This window comes from Streptomyces sp. CNS606 (assembly GCF_000426325.1).
This window is the reverse complement of sequence record NZ_AUFD01000015.1, coordinates 12,099-32,224: the sequence shown is the minus strand read 5'-3', so window position 1 is coordinate 32,224 and position 20,126 is coordinate 12,099. Positions and strand designations below refer to the sequence as shown.

Sequence of the window (20,126 nt, the reverse complement as noted above, 5' to 3'; positions counted from 1 at the left end):
GCCGACCGGCGGGGGCATCGTCATGGGCGGGCGCGCACGTCACCCGCAGTGGAACCAGCCGGACGGCGGGACGTGGTCCTGCACGATGTTGCTGCCGGAGAAGTTCCACATCGCCGTCTCCACGGCGATGCAGCGGTTCTTCCCGTAGAAGCGGTAGTTGGCGTAGTAGAGGTAGTGGCCGTCGTCCTCGCCGACGTACCCGGTGGCGTCCGTCCACGCCTGGACCGCGATCCGGGACCGCTTCCCGTAGTAGTCGCCCCGCTTCACGGCCGCCACGCAGTTGTACGTGCCGTCCCAGTACAGGTAGGTCGTGGCCACCCGGGTGCCGTTGTGGTAGTTGTTCCAGCTGTCGATCTGCGTGCCGTTGCAGCCGTGGGCGGCCGCCTGCGCGGTGCCCGCCGGCCCCAGAAGCGTCGCCGCTGCGGCGATCGCGAGCGCGGTGAGCACACGTGTCGCGTTCCTGAGCATGCCGAAGTCCCCCCTCGGTCGGAATTCCCTCCGTTCCCGTCGAGCGAGCCCGACGAGGTCGTGCGTGCCCGATCGTTCCACGGGGCGCAGGGCGCGCACAAAGGGTATTCCGGTCACCTTCGGGGCGGGGGAGTCACCAGCGGTAGGGCTCGTACACGGGCATGCACGTCCCGCTGTCGTCGGAGGCGTTGAGGGGGTCGGCGCTGTCGGGGACGGAACCGGCGCCGGGCGCCTCGTAGGAGGTGCCCTCCCGCCAGTCGTCGCCGATGACGAGGGTGACGGACTGCACCTGGGAGGACGCCTTCACCGCGTCCTCGGGGACGCGGAGTTCCTTCGCCACGAAGAGCGCGTCGGCGCGGGACTGCGCGCCGCCCGGCTCCGGGTAGATGAGCGTGGTGTCCGCCTGCGGCTGCGGCGTGGCGACGGTGGCGGCCCGGCCGAAGCCCGCTGCCTGGAGCTGCTGCGTGACGCTGCCGGCCCGGCCGTCGACGGCCGGCTCGCCGTCGCTGCCGGTGCCGTTGAGGACCCGCACCGGGATCGCGGAGGCGGGCTGCGCCTCCGGCCCTTCCGACGCCCCGGCGCCCGGCGCCTTCCCGTCGTCGCCCTTCTTGTCCGCCTTCTCGCCGTTCCCGTCCAGCGGCACGTCGTCGCGCAGCATCGCCCAGACGTGCGAGGCTTCCTCGCCGGGCAGCAGGTGGTTCGGGTTCGACGGGTCCTGGACGGTCGGCATGGTCGCCATCGTGACGCGGTCGGTCGGCACGTTCTTGAACTGGATGCCGACGTTGTAGAGGTCCTTCACCGAGCCGATCTCGTTCGACACGGTGAGGGCCTTCGTGGCGGACTCCGCCAGGTCCAGGAGCCGTCCGGTGTCGGTGAAGACGTTCTGCGACTTGAGCTTCCGCAGCATCGAGTTGAGGTACATGTGCTGGGCCTTGGCGCGGCCGATGTCGCTGTGGAACGCGTGCCGGGTGCGCAGCCACTGGAGGGCGGTCTCGCCCTTGATCTCGTGCGTGCCGGCGGTGAGCTTCAGCCCCGATCCGCCGCCCGCGCCCGGCAGCGGCCGGTCCCACACGTTGTGCTCGACGCAGACCTCGACGCCGCCGACCGCGTCGGCCATGGCCACGACGCCCGCGAAGTCGACGGTCACCCAGTGGTGGATGTAGACGCCGGTCAGCTTCTCCCAGGTGGCGAGTGTGCAGCCGGGACCGCCGCGGCCCAGGGTGGTGTTGATCAGTCCGTTGGTCTCCGGGTACGTCTTCCCGGTGTCGGCGTCGGTGCACTCGGGGATGTCCACCCGGGTGTCGCGCGGGATGCTGATCATCGAGGCGTTCGAGCGGTCGGCGGAGATGTGCAGCAGCATCTGGACGTCGGCCAGGGGCTTCTGCCCGACGCTGTCCCTGCTGCCGCCCAGTTCGAGGTTGGCGTCGGAGTTCCGGCTGTCGGAGCCGAGGACGAGGATGTTGAGCGGGGTGTCGCCCTGCGCGTTGGGCCCGGGGGCGGTGAGACCGCTGTCGGAGGCGCTGCGCTCGCCGGTGCGGAGGTTGCCGTTCAGGTACTGGTAGTAGAGGTAACCGCCGCCGGCCGTGACGAGGACGAGGACGGCGAGGCCGATGGCGATCCAGCGCAGGGTGCGGCGCCGGGGACGCTTCGGCCCGCCGCCGGATATCTCCCCGGAGTCCTCGCCGGGGCCGCCGGGTTCGCCGGTGTCGTCGTGGTCGCCGCTGCGCGGGTGCGGAGGGCGGCGGGAGTCGTCGTAGAGACCGTCGTCCCAGCCCAGATCGCCGGCCGAGGGCGCACCCGAACGTCTCCTGCTGTGCCGGATGTCGTCCTGCTGCCGCACGAGACCTCTCCGTCCTGATGTGGTGTTGTACGTCCCCCGCCGCCTCCCGGGAGGCGGCAGGGGGTCCGCGCTATCCGGCGCAGAGGGACTTGTCGCCGGCGTTGACGGCGTCCACGGGGGCCTTGTCGGGGGCCTCCAGCTTCACGCCCGGTTCGACGAAGTCCGCGCCGAGCGTGAGGGTCATCCCCTCCTGCGGTCCGGCGTCCCCGGAGGTCTCCTTCAGCGCCGAGGAGGGCAGCCCCATCATCTCCGCCAGGGCGGCGGCCTGAGAGGCCTGGTTCGGGGCGTATGCGAGGGTCGTCTTCTCCAGCTCCTTCGGGGCGTTGCCCGCGTTGGTGGAGAGCGGTACGCCCTGTTCGGTCTGGAGCCAGGTGAGCGTGGTCTGCGCGGACCCGGCCGGGGCGCCGCCGTTGAGCACGTCGACCCGTACCTCGGAGGCGGGCGCCTTCTCGACCTTCGACAGGTCGGCGCCCTGGTCCTTCTTCGCCTTCTTCTTGCCCTTGTCGGTCTTCGTCAGGGACTTGTCCTGCTGGACCATGCGGAAGAGCGGCTGGGCCTTGTCCGGCTCCAGTATGACCGTGTTCGGGTCCTCCGGGTTGTCCAGCACCGGCGCGGTGACGAAGCTGATGTTCTTCGTGTCGACCCGACGCAGGTCCTTGGCGAGGGCGATCAGCTTGTCCACCCCGCCGATGCCGTCGTCCACCGTCAGCGACTTGGTGGCCACGTCCGCCAGGTCGAACAGCTTGCCCGGGTCGGTGAGGGTGTCGCTGGACTTCATCTTGCGCACCATGGAACTCAGGAACTGCTGCTGGAGCTTGATCCGGTCCAGGTCGCTGGAGAAGCCGATCGACTTCCTCGTCCGTACGAAGGCCAGGGCCTGTTCGCCCTCGACGACGCTGCGTCCGGCGGGGAGGTCCAGGTGGGACTTGGGGTCCTTGACGGGGTGTTCGAGGCAGACCCCGACGCCGCCGACGGCCGTGGAGAGTTCCTTCACCGCGTTGAAGTCCGCCAGCATGAAGTGGTTGGGCTGGACGCCCGTCACCTCGTGCACCGTGCGCCAGGTGCAGCCCGGGTCCCGGCCGAACTGGCCCAGGCTGGTGTTGAAGCGCACGTTCTGGGTGCCGGGGATGATCTTCTTGGAGCCGTCCTCCTGTGTCACCGGGCAGTCGGGGACGTCGACCATCAGGTCGCGCGGGATGGAGAGCACCGTGGCGTTGGAGCGGTCGGCGGAGACGTGGAAGAGCAGCGTGGTGTCGGCGTGGCCGACGCTCTCCGCGTCGCCGTAGCCGTCGTTGCCCTTGCCCTGCCGGGAGTCGGTGCCGATGAGCAGGATGTTCAGCGGGCCGTCGGAGACGGCGGGGTTGTCGATGCCGACGTCGACGGTCGTGAGGTTGCCGTTCAGCCGGTAGTACGTCCAGGCCACACTCGCGCAGCCGACCAGCAGGAGCATGCCGAGTATGCCGCCGCCCCACTGCAGGGCGCGCTTCTTCCCGGTCGGTTTCGGGCGGGGCTTGCGGCGGCTGGCGCGCGGCCCGCCGCCGTCGTCGCCGGAGCGGGGGTGCTCGCCGTCGTCCTGCGGGCGGGCGCGGCGGCGTCCGCGCTGCGGCGGCACGTAGCCGTCGGTCTCCGCGCGTTGACGGTCGGTAGGCTGCGAGGAGGAGGGCGTTCTCTGGCGCGGCGCCGTCATGCGGTCGCCGTTGCCGTACGTGTGGCGGGAGTTGTCGGCAGCAGGGCCCGACTGCAGTTCGTAGGTGCCGGTGCTCGGGTTGAACACCCACTGGTCTGCGGGGTCGATGTCGCCTGCGTGTCGCCGGCCTTGCGCGTCCACGATTGCGAGTGTCCTCCATTGTGCGCCTGGCGCCCCGAGGGGCGGACCGGATCGCTCACCATATCCGGCGGTCCGGCCGGTCAGCGATGCCGGTGACCGGCATCGTCGGCTCCTAGTAGGTCAATTCCCCCCATTCCGTGCACCGTCCCCGCTGCATACGCCGGTGGCATCGGAGGCCTCACGGTAAGGGGATTCGGGCTCCGGCGACGAGTCGGGCGTCGCTCCTGGTGCTGTGGTGTGTGTCACGCGCACGGGTTCCCCCTCGCGCAGCCTTTCGAACAACTGGTTCGCGGCGGGCTGTACGAGTTCGTCCCGGTTCGGGTCGAGGGTGTAGGGCTGCCGGGGCACCGTGAGGAAGTGCACCTCGCCCTCGGGTGTCTCCCGCAGGCTCCGCACCAGCCCGTACAGCTCGCGGAGCGAGTCCAGGCCCTCGTCCGCGGTCAGTGCCGACGTGGCGGCGTCGAGCAGCGGGTAGAGCTTGGACGGGTCGGTCAGCACCCCTTCCTCGCGCACCTCGTCCAGCAGCGAGGCGAGGAAGTCCTGCTGGCGGCCCATGCGTTGGGTGTCGCTGCCGTCGAACGCCTTGCGGGCCCGCACGTAGCCGAGTGCCTGCTTGCCGTTCAGCGTCTGCCGCCCCGCCTCCAGGTCCAGGCGGGCGTCCCGGTCGTGAACGTCGTGCGGCAGGCAGACCTCGACGCCTCCCACGGCGTTCACGATGTTCTTGAAGCCCTTGAAGTCGACGATCAGGTGGTGGTCGATCCGCACCCCGGTCAGTTTCTCCACGGTGCGGATGGTGCAGGCCGCGCCGCCGAACTGGAACGCCCAGTTGAACTGGGCGAACTGCGCCCGGGTGGTGGTGCCGTCGGATCGGCGGCACTCGGGGACGTCGACCATCAGGTCGCGCGGGATCGACACGGCGGTGGCGTGGCTGCGGTCGGCCGGCAGGTGCAGCAGGATCGTGGTGTCGCTGCGGGCGCCGATCGCGTCGCCGTAGCCGGAGTTGCGCCCCTCCCGGCTGTCGGAGCCCAGCAGCAGGACGTTCCGCGTCTCGCCCGCCGCCGGGTCGGGGCGCTCGTCCGCGTGGCGGGCCAGTTCGCGGGCGGTCGAGGTGTCGGTGCGGATGTTGCCGTCGAGGTCCCGCAGTACCGCCCACGCCGTGCCGGCGCCGGCCAGCAGCGCCGCCGACGTGCCGAAGGCCACCCAGCGCAGTACGCGGCGCCGCCGGCCCGGGAGGCGCGGCCGGGAAGCGGAGTTCGCCGGTCCGGCTTCGGTGGTCTCCGGGGAGGCCGCCGGGGTGGCGGCCGTTCCGTCGTCGCCGGTGGGGCCGGTGTGAGTGGTCACGTGGGCGTCCGTCCGTCCGGGGTCTCGCTGGTGCGCGGGCGGACCGGCGCACCGCCGCGGAGCCGGGTGGCTCGGGCGGCGTGCGGACGTACGGGCGGCGCGCGGGTGTGCGCAGGCGGAGTTCGGGCGCCAGGCCGCCGGGTGGCCGTACGGAAGCCGGTCACTCAGACAGACGTGCGGGACGGGCCAAGGGTTGTACGCACGGTCGCGCCGATGTGACGCCGGCGGTCGCGACGGGCCCTGCGGGTGAGCGCGGCGGGAACGCCGTCAGCCGGCGGTGTGGGTGACGCGTTCGGCGTCGCGGCGGTGCTCCAGCGCGGCGGCGTCCAGTCCGTCCGCGTTCCGGCACAGCACCACGGACGCCCCGGCGGCGAGCGGCGCGTACAGCCCGGCCGACACCCCGGCCCAGTCGTCGTACGGCAGGCGCGACAGCAGCCGCGAGCCGGCTTCCAGGCCGAGCCCCGCCGCGTCCGCGCGTGCCCGCTCGACGAGCTGCGCCGCGGTCAGCTCCTCGCCGCCGGGGAGGACGAGCGCGGTGGTGTCGGCGTCCACCGGGGCGTACGGCGTGAAGCGGTCGCCCTGGCCGGGGACCTCCACCGCGTAGTCCGCGAAGCCCTCCGGGGGCTGGGGGAAGCGGGTGCCCATCGGCCGCAGTGCGAGGGCCACCCGGTCGCCACCGCAGGCGCGTGCCGCGTCGAGGGCGTCCGGGCCGGCGACGACGAGATCCGCACCGGACGGGTCGCCGTGCAGGTCCACGGTCACCCCGACGGCGGAGCAGGCGAGCAGCCAGACGGCGGTCTGCCAGTGCGCCGGGAGCAGCAGCGCGAGCCGGTCGCCGGGTGCGGCGGACAGGTCGTCCTGAAGCAGGTTGCCGGTCTTCGCCACCCAATTGGCGAGGGTCGCGACGGAGAGTTCCACGCGTTCGCCGGTGGCGTCGTCGTAGAAGGTCACCAGCGGCCGCGCCGGGTCGGCGGCGAGCGCGGAAGACAGCAGGTCGGCGGGGGTGCGGTCGGTGGCGTTCATCGGGGCCAGGGTACGCGTCCGACGGGACGTCACCCGCCGCGCGGGGCACCTGTTCGAGCGTCCCGGGGCCGACGGCGTGTCAGTTCCCGGATGGACAGAAGCGGGTGAATCGGCTCATTGTCGTACGTATGCGTGCACTTCTCGCCACCTCTCTCGGTGTTCTGTCCACCGTGACTCTCCTGCTGCAGCCGGCCGCCGCGGCGGCCGCGCCCGGCGACGTCCGGACCCCCGCCGCCGGGCAGCGGGACGCGTCGCTCGCATCCCCCGTCACCGGCATGCCCGGCAGCACGCAGTCGCTGCCGCTCGCCCGGATCGCGTCGCCCGGCGATCCGGCCGGTTCCCGGCGCTCGGGCAGTGCCCCGCACCGCCACGAGACCCGTCCCGGAGCAGTGGACGGGCGAGCCGCGCCGGGAGACGCGGTCGGTCTGGAGCAGCGCACCGTGCGCCCGTTCTCCCTGGTCGGCATCGTCTGGCAGGACCCCCGGGAGCGGCTCGACGCCGACGTGCGCATCCGTACCCGGAACGCGGCGACGGGCGACTGGTCGAGCTGGCGGACCCTCGCCACGCACAGCGAGCACGCCCCGACGCCGTCCCACCGGGGGGCCGGCGGCGAGGACGGCGCGCAGCGCGGCTCCACCCCGCCCCTGTGGGTCGGCCGTTCGGACGGCGTCCAGGTGCAGGTCCGCCCCGAGCACGGCGAACTCCCGCGCGGCCTGCGGCTGGAACTGGTCGACCCCGGTGACGCCCCGGCCCGGATCGCCGACGCCGCCGGCGGACGTCCCGTCTCCGACGTACCGGGCACGGGCGCACGGGCCGGCGCTCCGCGAGGCGGCGGGGCGCAGAGCCTCGCGGAGGACGAGCCCGCCGAGAAGGAGCCTGGCGAGAAGCGGGCCGCCGAGAAGGCGCCCGTCGAGGAGCAGGCCGCCGAGGAGACTCCGGCCCGGGAGGAGTCGGCCGGGGAGAAGGCCGCCGCCGCGCCGGGCCGGCTGCCCGCGCTGACCATGGAGGAGACCCTCGCGGACGCGGCCGAGCACGACCTCACCCCCGAGGTGCGGGCGGCGGACGGCAAGCCGCACGTCGGGCCCCGGCCCGGCATCGTCATCCGCAGTGGCTGGGGCGCGGACGAGAGCGTGCGCGAGAGCGGCTACGCGTACGGCGACGACGTGAAGACGGCCTTCGTCCACCACACCGCGGGCAGCAACGGCTACCGCTGCAAGGAAGCGTCCAAGGTGATCCGCGGGATCTACCGCTACCACGTCAAGAGCCTGGGCTGGCGCGACATCGGCTACAACTTCCTCGTCGACAAGTGCGGCACCATCTACGAGGGCCGGGCCGGCGGCGTCACCCAGCCGGTGCGCGGCGCCCACACTCTCGGCTTCAACAACGCCAGCATGGGCGTCGCCGTCCTCGGCGACTTCAGCAGCAAGAACCCGCCGAAGAAGGCCACCGACGCCATCGCCAAGCTCACCGCCTGGAAGCTCGGGCTCTACGGCGTCAACGCCGAGGGCAGCACCCGGATGACGTCCGAGGGCGGCAAGTACAGCAAGGGCGCCAAGGTCAGGATGCGCACCATCTCCGGCCACCGGGACGGCTTCTCCACCGCCTGCCCCGGCAAGCAGCTCTACCAGGACCTGGGCGCCATCCGGAAGCTCGCCGCCAAGCTCCAGGGGCGCTGACCTCGAAGGAGGCGTCCTCCCTACGCCGACGGGCGTACGGCGGGTCCGTCGGCCGGCGGGCCGGGAGCGCTCACCCGCGGGCCGGGACGGGCGGCGGCCGTCCGCATAGACTGGCCGCCGACCGCCCGGCGATCGGGTCCCGGCCCCGCACGCCCCGAAGAACCGGGGCGGCGGTCGGCGTCGACCCGGCCCGGCCGGATCCCCCGTCGACGGCATCCCGTCGGTCAACCCCGCGCGGCCGGCGGCGCGTCCCACGTCATGCCGCGCGGCGCCGACCCGCCGACGGCCCCGGCGTCAGGGGAGCGCAGGCGTGGCGGACGAGACGGACCGGCCCCGGCAGGAAGCAGAGACGACGTTGACTGAGGCGATTCTCCTCGTCGGAGGCAAGGGCACCCGGCTGCGGCCGCTCACGGTGCACACGCCCAAGCCGATGGTCCCGGCCGCGGGGGTGCCCTTCCTCACCCACCAGCTCGCCCGGGCCCGCGCCGCCGGGGTCGAGCACGTGGTGATGGCCACCTCCTACCTCGCGGAGGTGTTCGAGCCGCACTTCGGCGACGGCTCCGGCCTCGGCCTGCACCTGGAGTACGTCACCGAGGAGGAGCCGCTGGGCACCGGCGGGGCCCTGCGCAACGTCGCCTCCCGCCTCACCTCCGGGCCGGACGAACCGGTGCTCGTCTTCAACGGCGACATCCTCACCGGCCTGGACATCCGCGCTCTCGTCCGCACGCACGCCGACGCCGGAGCCGACGTGTCCCTGCACCTCACGCGGGTGGCCGACCCGCGCGCGTTCGGGCTCGTCCCGACGGACGACGACGGGCGCGTCACCGCCTTCCTGGAGAAGCCGCAGACGCCCGAGGAGATCGTCACCGACCAGATCAACGCGGGTGCGTACGTCTTCCAGCGGTCCGTGATCGACACGATCCCCCACGACCGTCCGGTGTCCGTCGAACGCGAGACCTTTCCCGGACTGCTCGCCGACGGCGCCCACCTCCAGGGCATGGTCGACTCCACCTACTGGCTGGACCTCGGCACCCCGCAGGCCTTCGTCCGCGGGTCCGCCGACCTGGTCCTGGGGCACGCTCCCTCGCCGGCCGTGCCGGGCCGCCGCGGTGCGTGCCTGGTGCTGGACGGAGCGACCGTCGCCGAGGACGCCAAGCTCTCCGGCGGCACCGCCGTCGGTACGGGCGCGGTCGTCGGCACCGGAGCCCGCGTCGAGGGCAGCACCCTGCTCGACGGCGCGGTCGTGGAAGCGGACGCCGTCGTACGCGACTCCTTGATCGGCGCGGGCGCGCGCATCGGGGCGCGCACGGTCCTGGACGGCGCCGTCATCGGGGACCGCGCAGAGGTCGGCCCCGACAACGAGCTGCGCGACGGCATCCGCATATGGTGCGGTGCACGCATCGGGGCCGGCGCGGTCCGGTTCTCCTCCGACCAGTGAGTGAGAGACGCGGCGGACGTGACGTGAGGCGGTGGCGACGATGGCCCGACGAGGAAGCAGGCCGTCCCCGGCCGACGGGCTGCCGCGGCCGAGGCCGGAGGCGTCCGGAGTCCGCCCTTCCCGGTCCGGCGTCCGCCCGTCCGCGTCCGGAGTCCGCCGCCGGTGGGACCCCGAAGGGCCGTACGACCTGCTGGGCAGTCTGCACGTGCTGCGCCGCGGCCCGTACGACCCCACCTGCCGGGTGGTGGACGGCGCTGTGTGGCGCACCATGCGGACGCCCGCCGGGCCGGTCACGCTGCGGATCGCCGCCCGGGGCGGCGGGCCCGGCACCCGCGTCGAGGCGGAGGCGTGGGGGACCGGCGCGGAATGGTCGCTGGACCGGCTCCCGGCGCTGCTCGGCGCCGACGACGACCCCGGCGCGTTCGTGGCCCACCACGACCTGCTGCGCGAGGCGCACCGCCGCAACCCCGGCCTGCGGCTCGTCCGCACCGGCCTGGTGATGGAGTCGCTGATCCCGTCGGTGCTGGAGCAGAAGGTCACCGCGGAGGAGGCGCACCGCGCCTGGCGCCGCCTGGTGCGCCGCTTCGGACAGCCGGCGCCCGGCCCGCGCGAGGACCTGCACGTCCTGCCCGCGCCGCGTAGCTGGGCGCTGATCCCCTCCTGGGAGTGGCACCGCGCCGGCGTCGACTCCAAGCGCTCCGCGACGATCCTGCGTGCCGTGCAGCGCTGGTCGCGCATGGAGGAGGCCGCACGCATGGACCTCGACGCGGCGGTCGCCCGGCTCTGCGCCATCCCCGGCATCGGCCCGTGGACCGCCGCGGAGACGCTGCAGCGCAGCAACGGCGCGGCCGACGCGCTGACGGTCGGCGACCTGCACCTGCCGGGCATCGTGGGCTACGCCCTGACCGGACGCCGGGGCTGCGACGACGACGGCATGCTGGAACTGCTGGCTCCCTACGCGGCACAGGGCCAGCGCCACCGCGCGGCCCGGCTCCTGCTCACGACCGGCCGCATCCCGCCGCGCCGCGTGCCCAAGATGCCCCGCACCGACATCGCCGCGCTCTGAGGCGGGGAGCACCGAGGCAGGGGAGAGCCGGGCCGGGGAGGGGCAGCCGGCGCCCGCGCACCGGAACGGCCGGGGACGTCTCAGCGCACCACGGTGAACGCGTCGGCGCTCCGCGCGGGCCGTGCCTTCGGCGCGGCCGCCGCGTGGCCGATCGCCACCGCGCCCATCGGCTCCCACGTCCCGGGCAGCTCGAGCACGTCGCGCACCACGTCGCGGCAGAACATCGTCGAGGAGATCCACGCCGACCCCAGCTGCTCGCCGGCCAGCGCCACCAGGAAGTTCTGGATGCCCGCACCGTGGGCGACGACGAACATCTCGCGTTCGGCGGCGGCCCGGCGTGCGTCCGGGTAGGTGTGCGACCCGTCCGCCACCATGCACGGGACCGCCAGGTACGGCGCGTTGCGCAGCACGTCGCCGCGCCGCACGCGCTTGGCGATGCTCTCCTCGCTCTTGCCGTCGGCCCGCAGGTCCGCGATCCAGGCGTCCCGCATCGCGTCCAGCAGCCGCAGCCGCGACGCCTCGGACTCCAGCAGGACGAACCGCCAGGGCGTGGTGTGGTGCGGCGCGGGTGCGGTGACGGCCGCCGCGACGGCCCGGCGCACCGCCGCGCCGTCCACCGGCTCGCCGGTGAACTCCCGCACGGTGCGCCGCCCGGTCACCGCCTCCCGTACGGCCTCGGAGGTGCCGAGCCGGAACATGTCCAGCGCCGCGTCCCGTACGAGGGGCCGCGCCGTGGTGTCCCGGTCCCCGGCGCCGAGCACGTGCCGCCCCATGCCGCGGACGACCGCGACCGGTCGCCCGTCGGCCTTGCCCTTCACCAGTTCGCCCGCCGCGGCCAGTTCGTCGCCGACGGCGGTGACCGTGACGCCCAGCGGATTGCCGTAGGAGTCGACGCCGCCGCGCAGGTCCTCCAGGACGCGCACGCCGGCCGCGCCGATCGCCACGTCGGTCTGCCCCTCGCGCCAGGGGCGTCCGAAGGTGTCGGTGACGACGACGCCCACCCGCGCGCCCAGCACGTCGTACAGGCCGTCCCGGAGGCGGGCGGCGGACGCGTCGGGGTCCTCGGGCAGCAACAGCACGGTTCCGGCCGGGGTGTTGGACGCGTCGACGCCTGCGGCGGCCATCACGAAGCCGTGCCGGGTCTCGACGATGCGAGCCGGTCCGCGCCGTGCGACGACGCGTACGGTCTCGGCGTCGATGGACGCCTCCCGGTCGTCGGCGGCGACCGTACGGCCCTCCGCCTTGCTGACGATCTTCGAGGTGACGACGAGTACGTCGCCGTCCACGAGGCCGTCGAGTCCCTCGGCCGCGGCCGCTTCGGCGATCAGCTTGACCAGGTCGTCGCCCTCGCGCACCTCGGGGATGCCGGGCAGCGCCCAGACGCGGAAGCCGGGGCGGGCGTCGCGGTGCTCCGGCGCGGTCATGCCCGCACCTCCTCGGCGAGTGCCAGCGCGTCCGACGCCATGCGTGCGGTCGCCTCCGGGTCGCTCATCATCAGGGGTACCGCCCGGCAGCGGATGCCGGCCTCCTCGACCTCGTCGACCGCGCCCGCGTCGACCGTGTCGACGAGCCACCCGTCGAGCAGCCCGGAGCCGTAGTGCCGGGCGACGGCCGCGGCGGTGGACCGGACGCCGATCGCGGCGAGCACCTTGTCGGCCATGCCGCGGACCGGCGCGTCGCCCACGATGGGGGAGAGGCCCACGACCGGTACGCCCGCCTCGGCGATGGCCTCCCGGATGCCGGGTACGGCGAGGATCGTGCCGATGCTCACCACCGGGTTCGACGGCGGGAACAGCACCACGTCCGCCTCGGCGATGGCCTCCAGGACACCGGGCGCGGGCTCGGCCTGGTCGGCGCCGACGGGCACGACGGCCTGCGCGTCCGGCTCGGCGCGCAGCCGGATCCAGTACTCCTGGAAGTGGAGCGCCTTGCGCTCGCCGCCCTCCTCGACGGCGACGTGGGTCTCGACCCGGTCGTCCGTCATCGGGAGCAGCCGTACGCCCGGTCGCCAGCGCGCGCACAGCGCCTCCGTGACGGCGCTGAGGGGATAGCCGGCGCCGAGCATCTGCGTGCGGACGAGGTGCGTGGCGACGTCCCGGTCGCCGAGCCCGAACCACTGGGGCTCGACGCCGTACGCGGCCAGCTCCTCCTTCACCGCGAACGTCTCGCCCGCGCGGCCCCAGCCCTGCTCCTCGTGGATGCCGCCGCCGAGCGTGTACATCACGGTGTCGAGGTCGGGGCAGATCTTCAGACCGAAGAGGTGGATGTCGTCCCCGGTGTTGCCGATGACGGTGATGTCCGCGTCCGGTGCGGCGGACTGGAGGCCGCGGAGGAAGCGGGCGCCGCCGATACCCCCGGCCAGAACCACGATGCGCTGCATGACGGACAGTCTCGCAGCCCGGCCGGGCCGGGGGCAGCCGGGTCTCAGGGGGCGGTCGTCGCGCCGTCCGCCCGCGCGGCCGCGGAGGGCGCGGCTGCGGAGGGCACGGCCTCCGGGCGGACGGGGGCGTGCATGGGCATCTGCGTGAGGCCCGGGAAGTAGACGTGCAGGGTGACGGCCGGTTCGAGGCCGGTGTTGACCGCCTCGTGCACGTAGCCGGGGGCGAAGACCCGCTGCGCGCCGGACCGCAGCCGCCTGGTGCCGCCGCGGGAGTGCTCGGTGAGCTCGCCCTCCAGCACGGTCAGCACGCCGGACGACGGGCCGTGGTCGTGCCGTCCGCTGCCCTGCCCGGGCAGCCAGCTGAGCAGCCACACCTCGTAGCCGGGGCCGGTGCGGAGCCGGTGGTACCAGCGGGTGGTGGCGTCGTAGCGCACCAGCGGCGCCCACGACGCGCGGTCGGCGGCCAGGGTGCGGGCCAGCCCGGCGAACTCCGCGACGGTCGTCGGGTGCGGGGGCGCGGGCTGGAGGAGGTGGGGGACGGCGAGCAGGTCGCCGGCGATCTGGACGTCGCTGTTCACGGGGAAGGTCGCCTTCGTGCCGGAGGGGAGGGGCGGTGTGGGTACCTCGGGTGCCTCAACAGCAGTGACAGCGACAGTGACCGGACGCAGCACGAAGGATCCCGCCGCGGCGGGCCGGAGTGAGCGATCGGGTCACGGGCATGGGCACAAGGAGACCGGAGCCCGTGGGCGGTGTCAACCGGATGTCGCGTTTGGCGGCGAAGGTCTCACCGCTTCGAGTGGCGTCGGGGACAGAAGGGTTTGTGCTCCGGTGATCGCGGACACATGGCGCACCATCCCGGCCCGTGAGCGCCGTTGTGAACCTGTGATCCGGTTGTGATCCGCTTCGCTTCGGCCGGCGGCCGGGAACGTGATCGACGGCTGAGTCGTCACTCAGGACAGGAGAGTCCCACGGGTGGATCACCCGGTACGACTGTCATAGTTTGTGGAGAATTGAACACTTTCTGCAAGCTCTTGGTTCCGCAGAGTGAATATCGGGCTCAATAGCAGATCTCAGCTTGACCCTCCCGGATCGGCACACTTGTAATTTCACACGTGTCGTTCAGGCGGGATCGATAACGACGGCATCACGGGGAAGCAAAGACGGACGAGGGGCGCGCACATGACCGAGCTGGTGGAGCAACTGCTGGTCGAAGAGGCGGACGAGGAACTCGGCTGGCAGGAGCGCGCGCTGTGCGCCCAGACCGATCCCGAGTCGTTCTTTCCCGAGAAGGGCGGTTCCACGCGGGAGGCGAAGAAGGTCTGTCTCGCGTGCGAAGTCCGGTCCGAGTGTCTCGAATACGCACTCGCCAACGACGAACGTTTCGGAATCTGGGGCGGACTGTCCGAGCGCGAGCGCCGACGGCTGAAAAAGGCTGCGGTCTGACCCGCGGCGGCCGACCACCGGTGACGTCCCGGTGACGACCCGGAGGCCGTGACGCGCGGGCGGCGGCCGGCGCGACGCAACGGGGCGGCGAGCGGAGCCCGCACCGGCGGCGGTCCCGCTCTCCGGGCCCGCGCTCCGCCCGCACTCCGCGAGCACGGCGGAGCCTCGTACGCGGGCGGACGGCGCCACCTCGGCGCCACTCCTCTAGTGTGGGCCCGTCCGAGACGCGTCCGGCCCCGCCTCGCGGGGACGCGCGTCCACCGCCGTCCACTCAAACGGGGCCTGTACCTCGATGTCCGTGCACAGTCACCCGGCGGCCCAACACCAGGCGGCCACACCTGACTTCCCCCGGCACGTCGTCACCGCCGTGCTCGTCTCCCACGACGGCGCGCGCTGGCTGCCCGAAGCACTGTCGGGACTGATCGGGCAGGAGCGCCCGGTCCAGAACGTCATCGCCGCCGACACCGGAAGCGCCGACGACTCCGCCCGCCTGGTCACCGACGCCCTCGGTACCGACCGGGTCCTGCACATGGCCCGGCGCACGGGCTTCGGCGCGGCCGTCGAGGAGGCCGTCCGCACCGCGGGCGAACTCACCCCCGACGACCTGCCGTACCTCAAACGCCCCAGCGGCTGGGACCCCGTCACCCGCACCTGGCACGACGAGGCGTACGACATGCCCGAGTTGCCGCACGGCGAACCCGTGCAGTGGCTCTGGCTCCTGCACGACGACTGCGCCCCGGCCCCCGACGCCCTGCACCACCTGCTGCGGGTCGTGGACGCCGATCCGTCCGCCACCGTCGTCGGCCCCAAGCTGCGCAGCTGGTACGACAGCCGTCAGCTCCTCGAGACCGGCGTCACCATCGCCAACAGCGGCCGCCGCTGGACCGGCATCGAACGCCGCGAGCAGGACCAGGGCCAGCACGACCAGGTGCGCCCGGTGCTGTCGGTGTCCACCGCCGGCATGCTGATCCGCCGCGACGTCTTCCTCGCACTCGGCGGCTTCGACCGCCGCCTGCCGCTCATGCGCGACGACGTCGACCTGTGCTGGCGCGCCAACGCCGCCGGCCACCGCGTGCTCGTCGTCCCCGACGCCCACATGCGGCACGCCGAGGCCGCCTCCCGCGAACGCCGCCCCGTCGACTGCGTCGGGCGCGGCGGAGGCGCCAGCCCGCACAAGGTGGACAAGGCCGGCGCCGTCTACACGATGCTCGCCAACGCCCCCGCCCGCGGGCTGCCGTGGGTGCTGCTGCGGCTCGTCCTCGGCACCCTGCTGCGCACCCTCGCCTACCTCGTCGGCAAGGTCCCCGGCCAGGCGCTGGACGAGGTGTCCGGCCTGGTCGGCACCCTGCTGCGGCCGGTGCGCATCCTCGGGGCCCGCAGGCGCCGTGGCAAGCCGGTCGTCGACCACCGCGACCTGCGCCCGCTCTTCCCGCCGCCCGGCGCGACCGTGCGGGCCACCGCCGAACAGGTCGTCAGCAACTTCGCCGGCCGCGCCGAACCCGAACGGTCCTCCGGCGGCCGGCACGGCGCCGTCGAGTCGGGACCGACCGACGAGGACGCCGACTTCCTCGAGGTCGAGCAGTTCGCCCGGGTCAAGCGCCTCGCCCAGAAGCCCGGACCGCTGCTCTTCGCCGTCCTGCTGCTCGTCTCGCTGATCGCCTGCCGTGCGCTGCTCTCCGGCGGCTCCCTCGCCGGCGGCGCACTCCTGCCCGCGCCGGAGAGCGTGTCCGACCTGTGGGCCCGGTACACCGACGCCTGGCACCCCGTGGGCATCGGCGGCACCCAGACCGCGCCGCCCTACCTCGCGGTGCTCGCGCTCGTCGCCACCCTCCTCTTCGGCAGCACCGGCACTGCGCTCACCCTGCTGCTGGTCTGCTCGGTGCCGCTGGCCGGCCTCACCGCCTACTTCGCCTCCCGGCCGCTCGTCGACTCCCGCGTGGTGCGCGCCTGGGCCGCCGTCGCGTACGCCTTCCTGCCCGCCGCCACCGGCGCCCTCGCGGGCGGCCGCATCGGCACCGCGGTACTCGCCGTCGTGCTGCCCCTGCTCGCCCGCACCGCCGTGGCCGCGAGCGGCCTGCGCGGACGGCCCTCCTGGCGCGCCGTCTGGGCGTATGCGCTGCTGCTCACCTTCACCACCGCCTTCACGCCCGTGACCTGGCCGATCGGCGTGCTCCTCGCCCTTGCCCCGGTGGTGCTCGCGCAGCGCCGCGGCGACGGCGTCGCGGGCGCCGCCCTCCGCGCCGCGGTCGTCGCCGTCACCCCGGGCCTGCTGCTCGCCCCCTGGTCGCTCGCCCTGCTGACCAGCCCCTCCCGCTTCTTCACCGAGGCGGGGCTGCCCTACGGCACCGGTGCCGCCGACGCGCTCGACCTGGCCACCCTCTCCCCGGGCGGCCCCGGAGCGGCCGGAGGGCTGCTGCTCGCGGGCATCGTGCTGGCCGCGCTCGCCGCACTGCTGCGCGCCGACCGGCAGACGCCCGTACGCGCCGCCTGGGCCGTCGCCCTCACGGGCCTGGTCTTCGCGGTGCTCGCGAACGCCCAGGGCTGGGCCGGCCCCGCCACCCTGGTCTACGGGATCGCGCTGCTGGCCGCCGCCGCCGTCGGTGCCGAGGGCGCACGCGAACGGGTCGCGTCGCAGAACTTCGGCTGGAAGCAGCCGGTCGCCGCGCTGATCGCCGCCGCCGCCGTCGCCGCGCCCCTGCTGTCCGCCGTCGGCTGGATGATCGACGGCGCGCACGAGCCGCTGACCCGACGCAGCCCCGTGCAGGTCCCCGCCTTCGTCGCGGAGGAGAGCAACACCGAGGACCAGGCCCGCACCCTTGTCCTCGACGGCGAGGAAGGCGGCGACGCGACCGCCACCGGCCAGGTGTCCTACGCCGTGGTCCGCGGCTCCGGCGCCCGCCTCGGCGACGCCGACCTCGCGGCCGCGGCCGGCCGCGACACCCGCTTCGACGAGACCGTCGCGCACCTCGTCGCCGGCTCCGGCGCCGAGCAGACCAGGCGCCTCGGCGACTACGCCGTGGCCTACGTGCTCGTCCGGGAGGGCGCGCCACGGCAGTTGAGCCGCACGCTGGACGCCACACCCGGCCTCACCCGGCTCAGCCAGGAGGACGGCAGCGCCCTGTGGCGCGTGGACGCCGAGGTGGCCCGCATCCGGATCGTCTCCGGTCAGGAGAAGCCCGGAGACGGAAACGGCGCCGGCGCCGTGCCGGAGCCGGTGCTCGTGCCCGCCGGGCCGGTCGAGGCGCACACCGACCTCCCGTCGGGCCCCGACGGGCGCGTGCTGCGCGTCGCCGACCGTGCGGACACCGGCTGGCGCGCCACCCTGGACGGCCGCGAACTGACCGCCGTCACCGTCGACGGCTGGGCGCAGGGCTTCGAACTCCCCGCCGAGGGCGGCCGCCTGGACCTCACCTACGAGACTCCGCTCACCCACACCGTGTGGCTGTGGACGCAGGCCGCGCTGGTCCTCGTCGTCCTCGTGCTCGCGCTGCCCGGCCGTCGCCGCGACGTGGACGACGACCTGCCCGAGGAGGACACCGTCCCGGCGGAGCCCGTGGCCGGGGAGGGCCGCCGTGCCCGCCGCCTGCGGGCCGCGGCCGCCGAGGCCGCCGAGGCCGAGGGCGCGGACGGGACGGCCGCCGAGCCGGACCCGGCCGACGGCGTACCCGGACACGGCCCCGCCGACGCCGACCCGGGCTTCGAGCAGCCGCCCGCGCCCCCGATGCCCGAGCAGGTCCCCTACGGCCAGTACGCCGACCAGTACGGCACCGGGTACCCCGACCCGTACGGCACCGGCGCCACCGACCCCTACGGTCAGGCCGCCGTCCCCGCGCAGGGCGGCTACGGGGACGACCCGTACACGGGCTACGACGCCCACGACGGTCAGGACCCGTACGCGCAGCAGCCGTACGTGCCCGGACAGCAGTACGGCGAGTGGGACGGGCAGCAGCCGCAGCAACCCCCGCAGAGTTACGGCTACGACCCCCGGACCGGCGGAGGAACGCCGTACGGCGACAGGAGTGAGAACCAGTGAACCGCACCACCCTCACCCTCATCGGCGTGACGACGGCGCTCGCGGCGGTCACCGGAGTCGCCGCGCTGACCGCGCCCGCGCCGCAGAGCCCGGACCAGGCGCCCGTCGCCGAGCGGTTGCCGGTGCAGCGGTCCACCCTCGTCTGCCCCGAGCCGTCCTCCTCCGACCTGGCAGAGACCCGCTACACGGCCTTCAGTCCGCCGAACGACGCCGAGGGCGAGGGAGGGGCCGCGCTGCTGCCGGTACCGGAGAAGGACACCGGTCTCACCGACGACCCGGAGAAGGACGACAAGGGCGACAAGGACGACGACAAGGAATCGAAGGACGGCGAAGGCGAACAGCCGGACCCCGTACTGCCGTTGAAGAAGCCCGGCACGCCCGTCACCGACACCGAGGGCTCCGCCGACGCGCCGGCCCTCGCCGGCTCCGCCGACGGGCCGTTCGCGCCCGGCTGGACGGTGCAGCAGACCACCGTCGTCAGCGCCGGTACCGGACGCGGCCTGCACGGCACCGCCTGCTCGGCCCCCGACACGGACTTCTGGTTCCCCGGCGCCAGCACCGCCGAGGACCGGCAGGACTTCGTCCACCTGACCAACCCGGACGACACCGCGGCCGTCGTTGACCTGGAGCTGCACAGCAAGGACGGCGCCCTGCCGGGCGAGAACGGGCGGGGCCTGACCGTGCCGCCGCGCTCGACGCTGCCGGTGCTGCTGTCCACGCTGACCGACGAGCCGGTCACCAACGTCACCGTGCACGCCGTGGTCCGCACCGGTCGGGTCTCCGCACAGGTGCACGCGTCCGACGAGAAGCTCGGCGGCGACTGGCTGCCGCCCGCAGGCGTGCCGCGGCCCACCGCCGTGCTTCCCGGCATCCCCGCCGACGCCACCTCCGTACGCCTGGCGGTGCACGCCCCCGGCGACAGCGACGCCGACCTCAAGGTGGGCGTCGCCACGCCCAACGGCACCATCACCCCGGCCGGCCTCGAGACGCTCCACGTGAAGGCCGGCATGACCGCCGCCGTCGACCTCGACGACCTCACCCAGGGCGCCGCCGCCTCGCTGGTCCTCACCCCGACCGAGAGCGGGGACGAGACGCCGATCGTCGCCGCCGCGCGGATCACCCGCGGGAAGAAGGGCGAGCAGGAGACCGCCTTCCTCGCAGGCACCCAGCCGGTCGAACAGCGCGCGACCGCGGCGGACAACCAGGAGAAGGGTTCCACGCTCTCCCTCCTCGCCCTCGACGGCAAGGCGAAGGTCCGCGTCACCGCCTCCGCCGGCAGCGAGGGCGGGTCCCCGCAGAGCCGCACCTACACCCTGAAGCCCGGCACCACCACCGCCGTCGAGGCGCCACGTCCGAAGGGCGCCGAGGGCACCTACGCGCTGACCGTGGAACGCCTCTCCGGCGGCACGGTCCACGCCGCCCGCACCCTCGCCGAGGAGGACGGCGGCGTGCCGACGTTCACCGTCCAGACGCTGCCGGACGACCGTGGCCGGGTCGCCGTGCCGGAGGCCGGGCAGGACCTCTCCGTCCTGCAGCGCTGAGCCACCGGACGGTCCGGACCGGGGTTGGCTGGCACCGCCCCGGTCCGTC

14 protein-coding genes are annotated in these 20,126 nt (G+C 74.0%); 6 read left to right on the top strand and 8 right to left on the bottom strand.

Features of this window, described 5'->3' with window-relative positions; genetic code table 11:
• Positions 1-39: 39 nt before the first annotated feature.
• The 5 genes from K304_RS0112215 to K304_RS0112195 all read right to left on the bottom strand — a co-directional run bounded on the left by K304_RS0112215 (position 40) and on the right by K304_RS0112195 (position 6,500).
• Positions 40-468 (bottom strand): hypothetical protein, encoded by a 429-nt coding sequence (locus K304_RS0112215; RefSeq protein WP_136183852.1) that lies wholly within the window; start codon positions 466-468, stop codon positions 40-42.
• A gap of 133 nt (positions 469-601) precedes the next feature.
• Positions 602-2,308: an LCP family protein gene (locus K304_RS0112210; protein WP_078528977.1), complete on the bottom strand. Its 1,707-nt coding sequence runs from the start codon at positions 2,306-2,308 to the stop codon at positions 602-604.
• A gap of 70 nt (positions 2,309-2,378) precedes the next feature.
• Positions 2,379-4,136, bottom strand: coding sequence for an LCP family protein (locus tag K304_RS0112205; RefSeq protein WP_027763983.1), 1,758 nt, complete (start codon positions 4,134-4,136; stop codon positions 2,379-2,381).
• Between the two features lie 120 nt (positions 4,137-4,256).
• Positions 4,257-5,477 carry an LCP family protein gene (locus K304_RS0112200; RefSeq protein WP_027763982.1) on the bottom strand — a complete coding sequence of 407 codons (1,221 nt, stop codon included), beginning with the start codon at positions 5,475-5,477 and terminating at the stop codon, positions 4,257-4,259.
• 267 nt (positions 5,478-5,744) lie between these two features.
• Positions 5,745-6,500, bottom strand: a complete 756-nt coding sequence (locus tag K304_RS0112195; protein ID WP_027763981.1) for a TIGR03089 family protein — start codon at positions 6,498-6,500, stop codon at positions 5,745-5,747.
• A gap of 128 nt (positions 6,501-6,628) precedes the next feature.
• Between K304_RS0112195 and K304_RS0112190 the strand changes: the two genes are divergently transcribed.
• From K304_RS0112190 to K304_RS28645, 3 genes are all read left to right on the top strand, one after another.
• Positions 6,629-8,176, top strand: a complete 1,548-nt coding sequence (locus tag K304_RS0112190) for an N-acetylmuramoyl-L-alanine amidase (protein ID WP_027763980.1) — start codon at positions 6,629-6,631, stop codon at positions 8,174-8,176.
• A gap of 355 nt (positions 8,177-8,531) precedes the next feature.
• The gene (gene manB, locus K304_RS0112185; RefSeq protein WP_027763979.1) at positions 8,532-9,614 is read left to right on the top strand and encodes a mannose-1-phosphate guanylyltransferase; all 1,083 of its coding nucleotides are present in this window, start codon (positions 8,532-8,534) and stop codon (positions 9,612-9,614) included.
• 40 nt (positions 9,615-9,654) lie between these two features.
• Positions 9,655-10,680, top strand: a complete 1,026-nt coding sequence (locus tag K304_RS28645) for a DNA-3-methyladenine glycosylase family protein (RefSeq protein WP_078528975.1) — start codon at positions 9,655-9,657, stop codon at positions 10,678-10,680.
• Between the two features lie 80 nt (positions 10,681-10,760).
• On the opposite strand, the gene K304_RS0112175 is transcribed toward K304_RS28645, so the two are convergent.
• From K304_RS0112175 to K304_RS0112165, 3 genes are read right to left on the bottom strand one after another with little or no spacing between them, the layout of a single operon-like run.
• Positions 10,761-12,104 carry a coenzyme F420-0:L-glutamate ligase gene (locus K304_RS0112175; protein ID WP_027763978.1) on the bottom strand — a complete coding sequence of 448 codons (1,344 nt, stop codon included), beginning with the start codon at positions 12,102-12,104 and terminating at the stop codon, positions 10,761-10,763.
• Complete coding sequence (cofD, locus tag K304_RS0112170) at positions 12,101-13,060, bottom strand: 2-phospho-L-lactate transferase (protein ID WP_037790151.1); 960 nt, start codon at positions 13,058-13,060, stop codon at positions 12,101-12,103. The genes K304_RS0112175 and cofD overlap by 4 nt, the downstream gene beginning before the upstream one ends.
• A gap of 44 nt (positions 13,061-13,104) precedes the next feature.
• Positions 13,105-13,638 carry a cysteine dioxygenase gene (locus K304_RS0112165; RefSeq protein WP_027763976.1) on the bottom strand — a complete coding sequence of 178 codons (534 nt, stop codon included), beginning with the start codon at positions 13,636-13,638 and terminating at the stop codon, positions 13,105-13,107.
• Between the two features lie 601 nt (positions 13,639-14,239).
• On the opposite strand from K304_RS0112165, the gene K304_RS0112160 reads away from it, so the two are divergent.
• The 3 genes from K304_RS0112160 to K304_RS0112150 all read left to right on the top strand — a co-directional run bounded on the left by K304_RS0112160 (position 14,240) and on the right by K304_RS0112150 (position 20,077).
• Positions 14,240-14,503, top strand: coding sequence for a WhiB family transcriptional regulator (locus K304_RS0112160; RefSeq protein WP_027763975.1), 264 nt, complete (start codon positions 14,240-14,242; stop codon positions 14,501-14,503).
• Between the two features lie 292 nt (positions 14,504-14,795).
• Positions 14,796-18,536 (top strand): glycosyltransferase, encoded by a 3,741-nt coding sequence (locus K304_RS0112155; protein WP_027763974.1) that lies wholly within the window; start codon positions 14,796-14,798, stop codon positions 18,534-18,536.
• Positions 18,533-20,077, top strand: coding sequence for a DUF5719 family protein (locus tag K304_RS0112150; protein ID WP_027763973.1), 1,545 nt, complete (start codon positions 18,533-18,535; stop codon positions 20,075-20,077). The genes K304_RS0112155 and K304_RS0112150 overlap by 4 nt, the downstream gene beginning before the upstream one ends.
• The last annotated feature ends 49 nt before the right edge of the window (positions 20,078-20,126 follow it).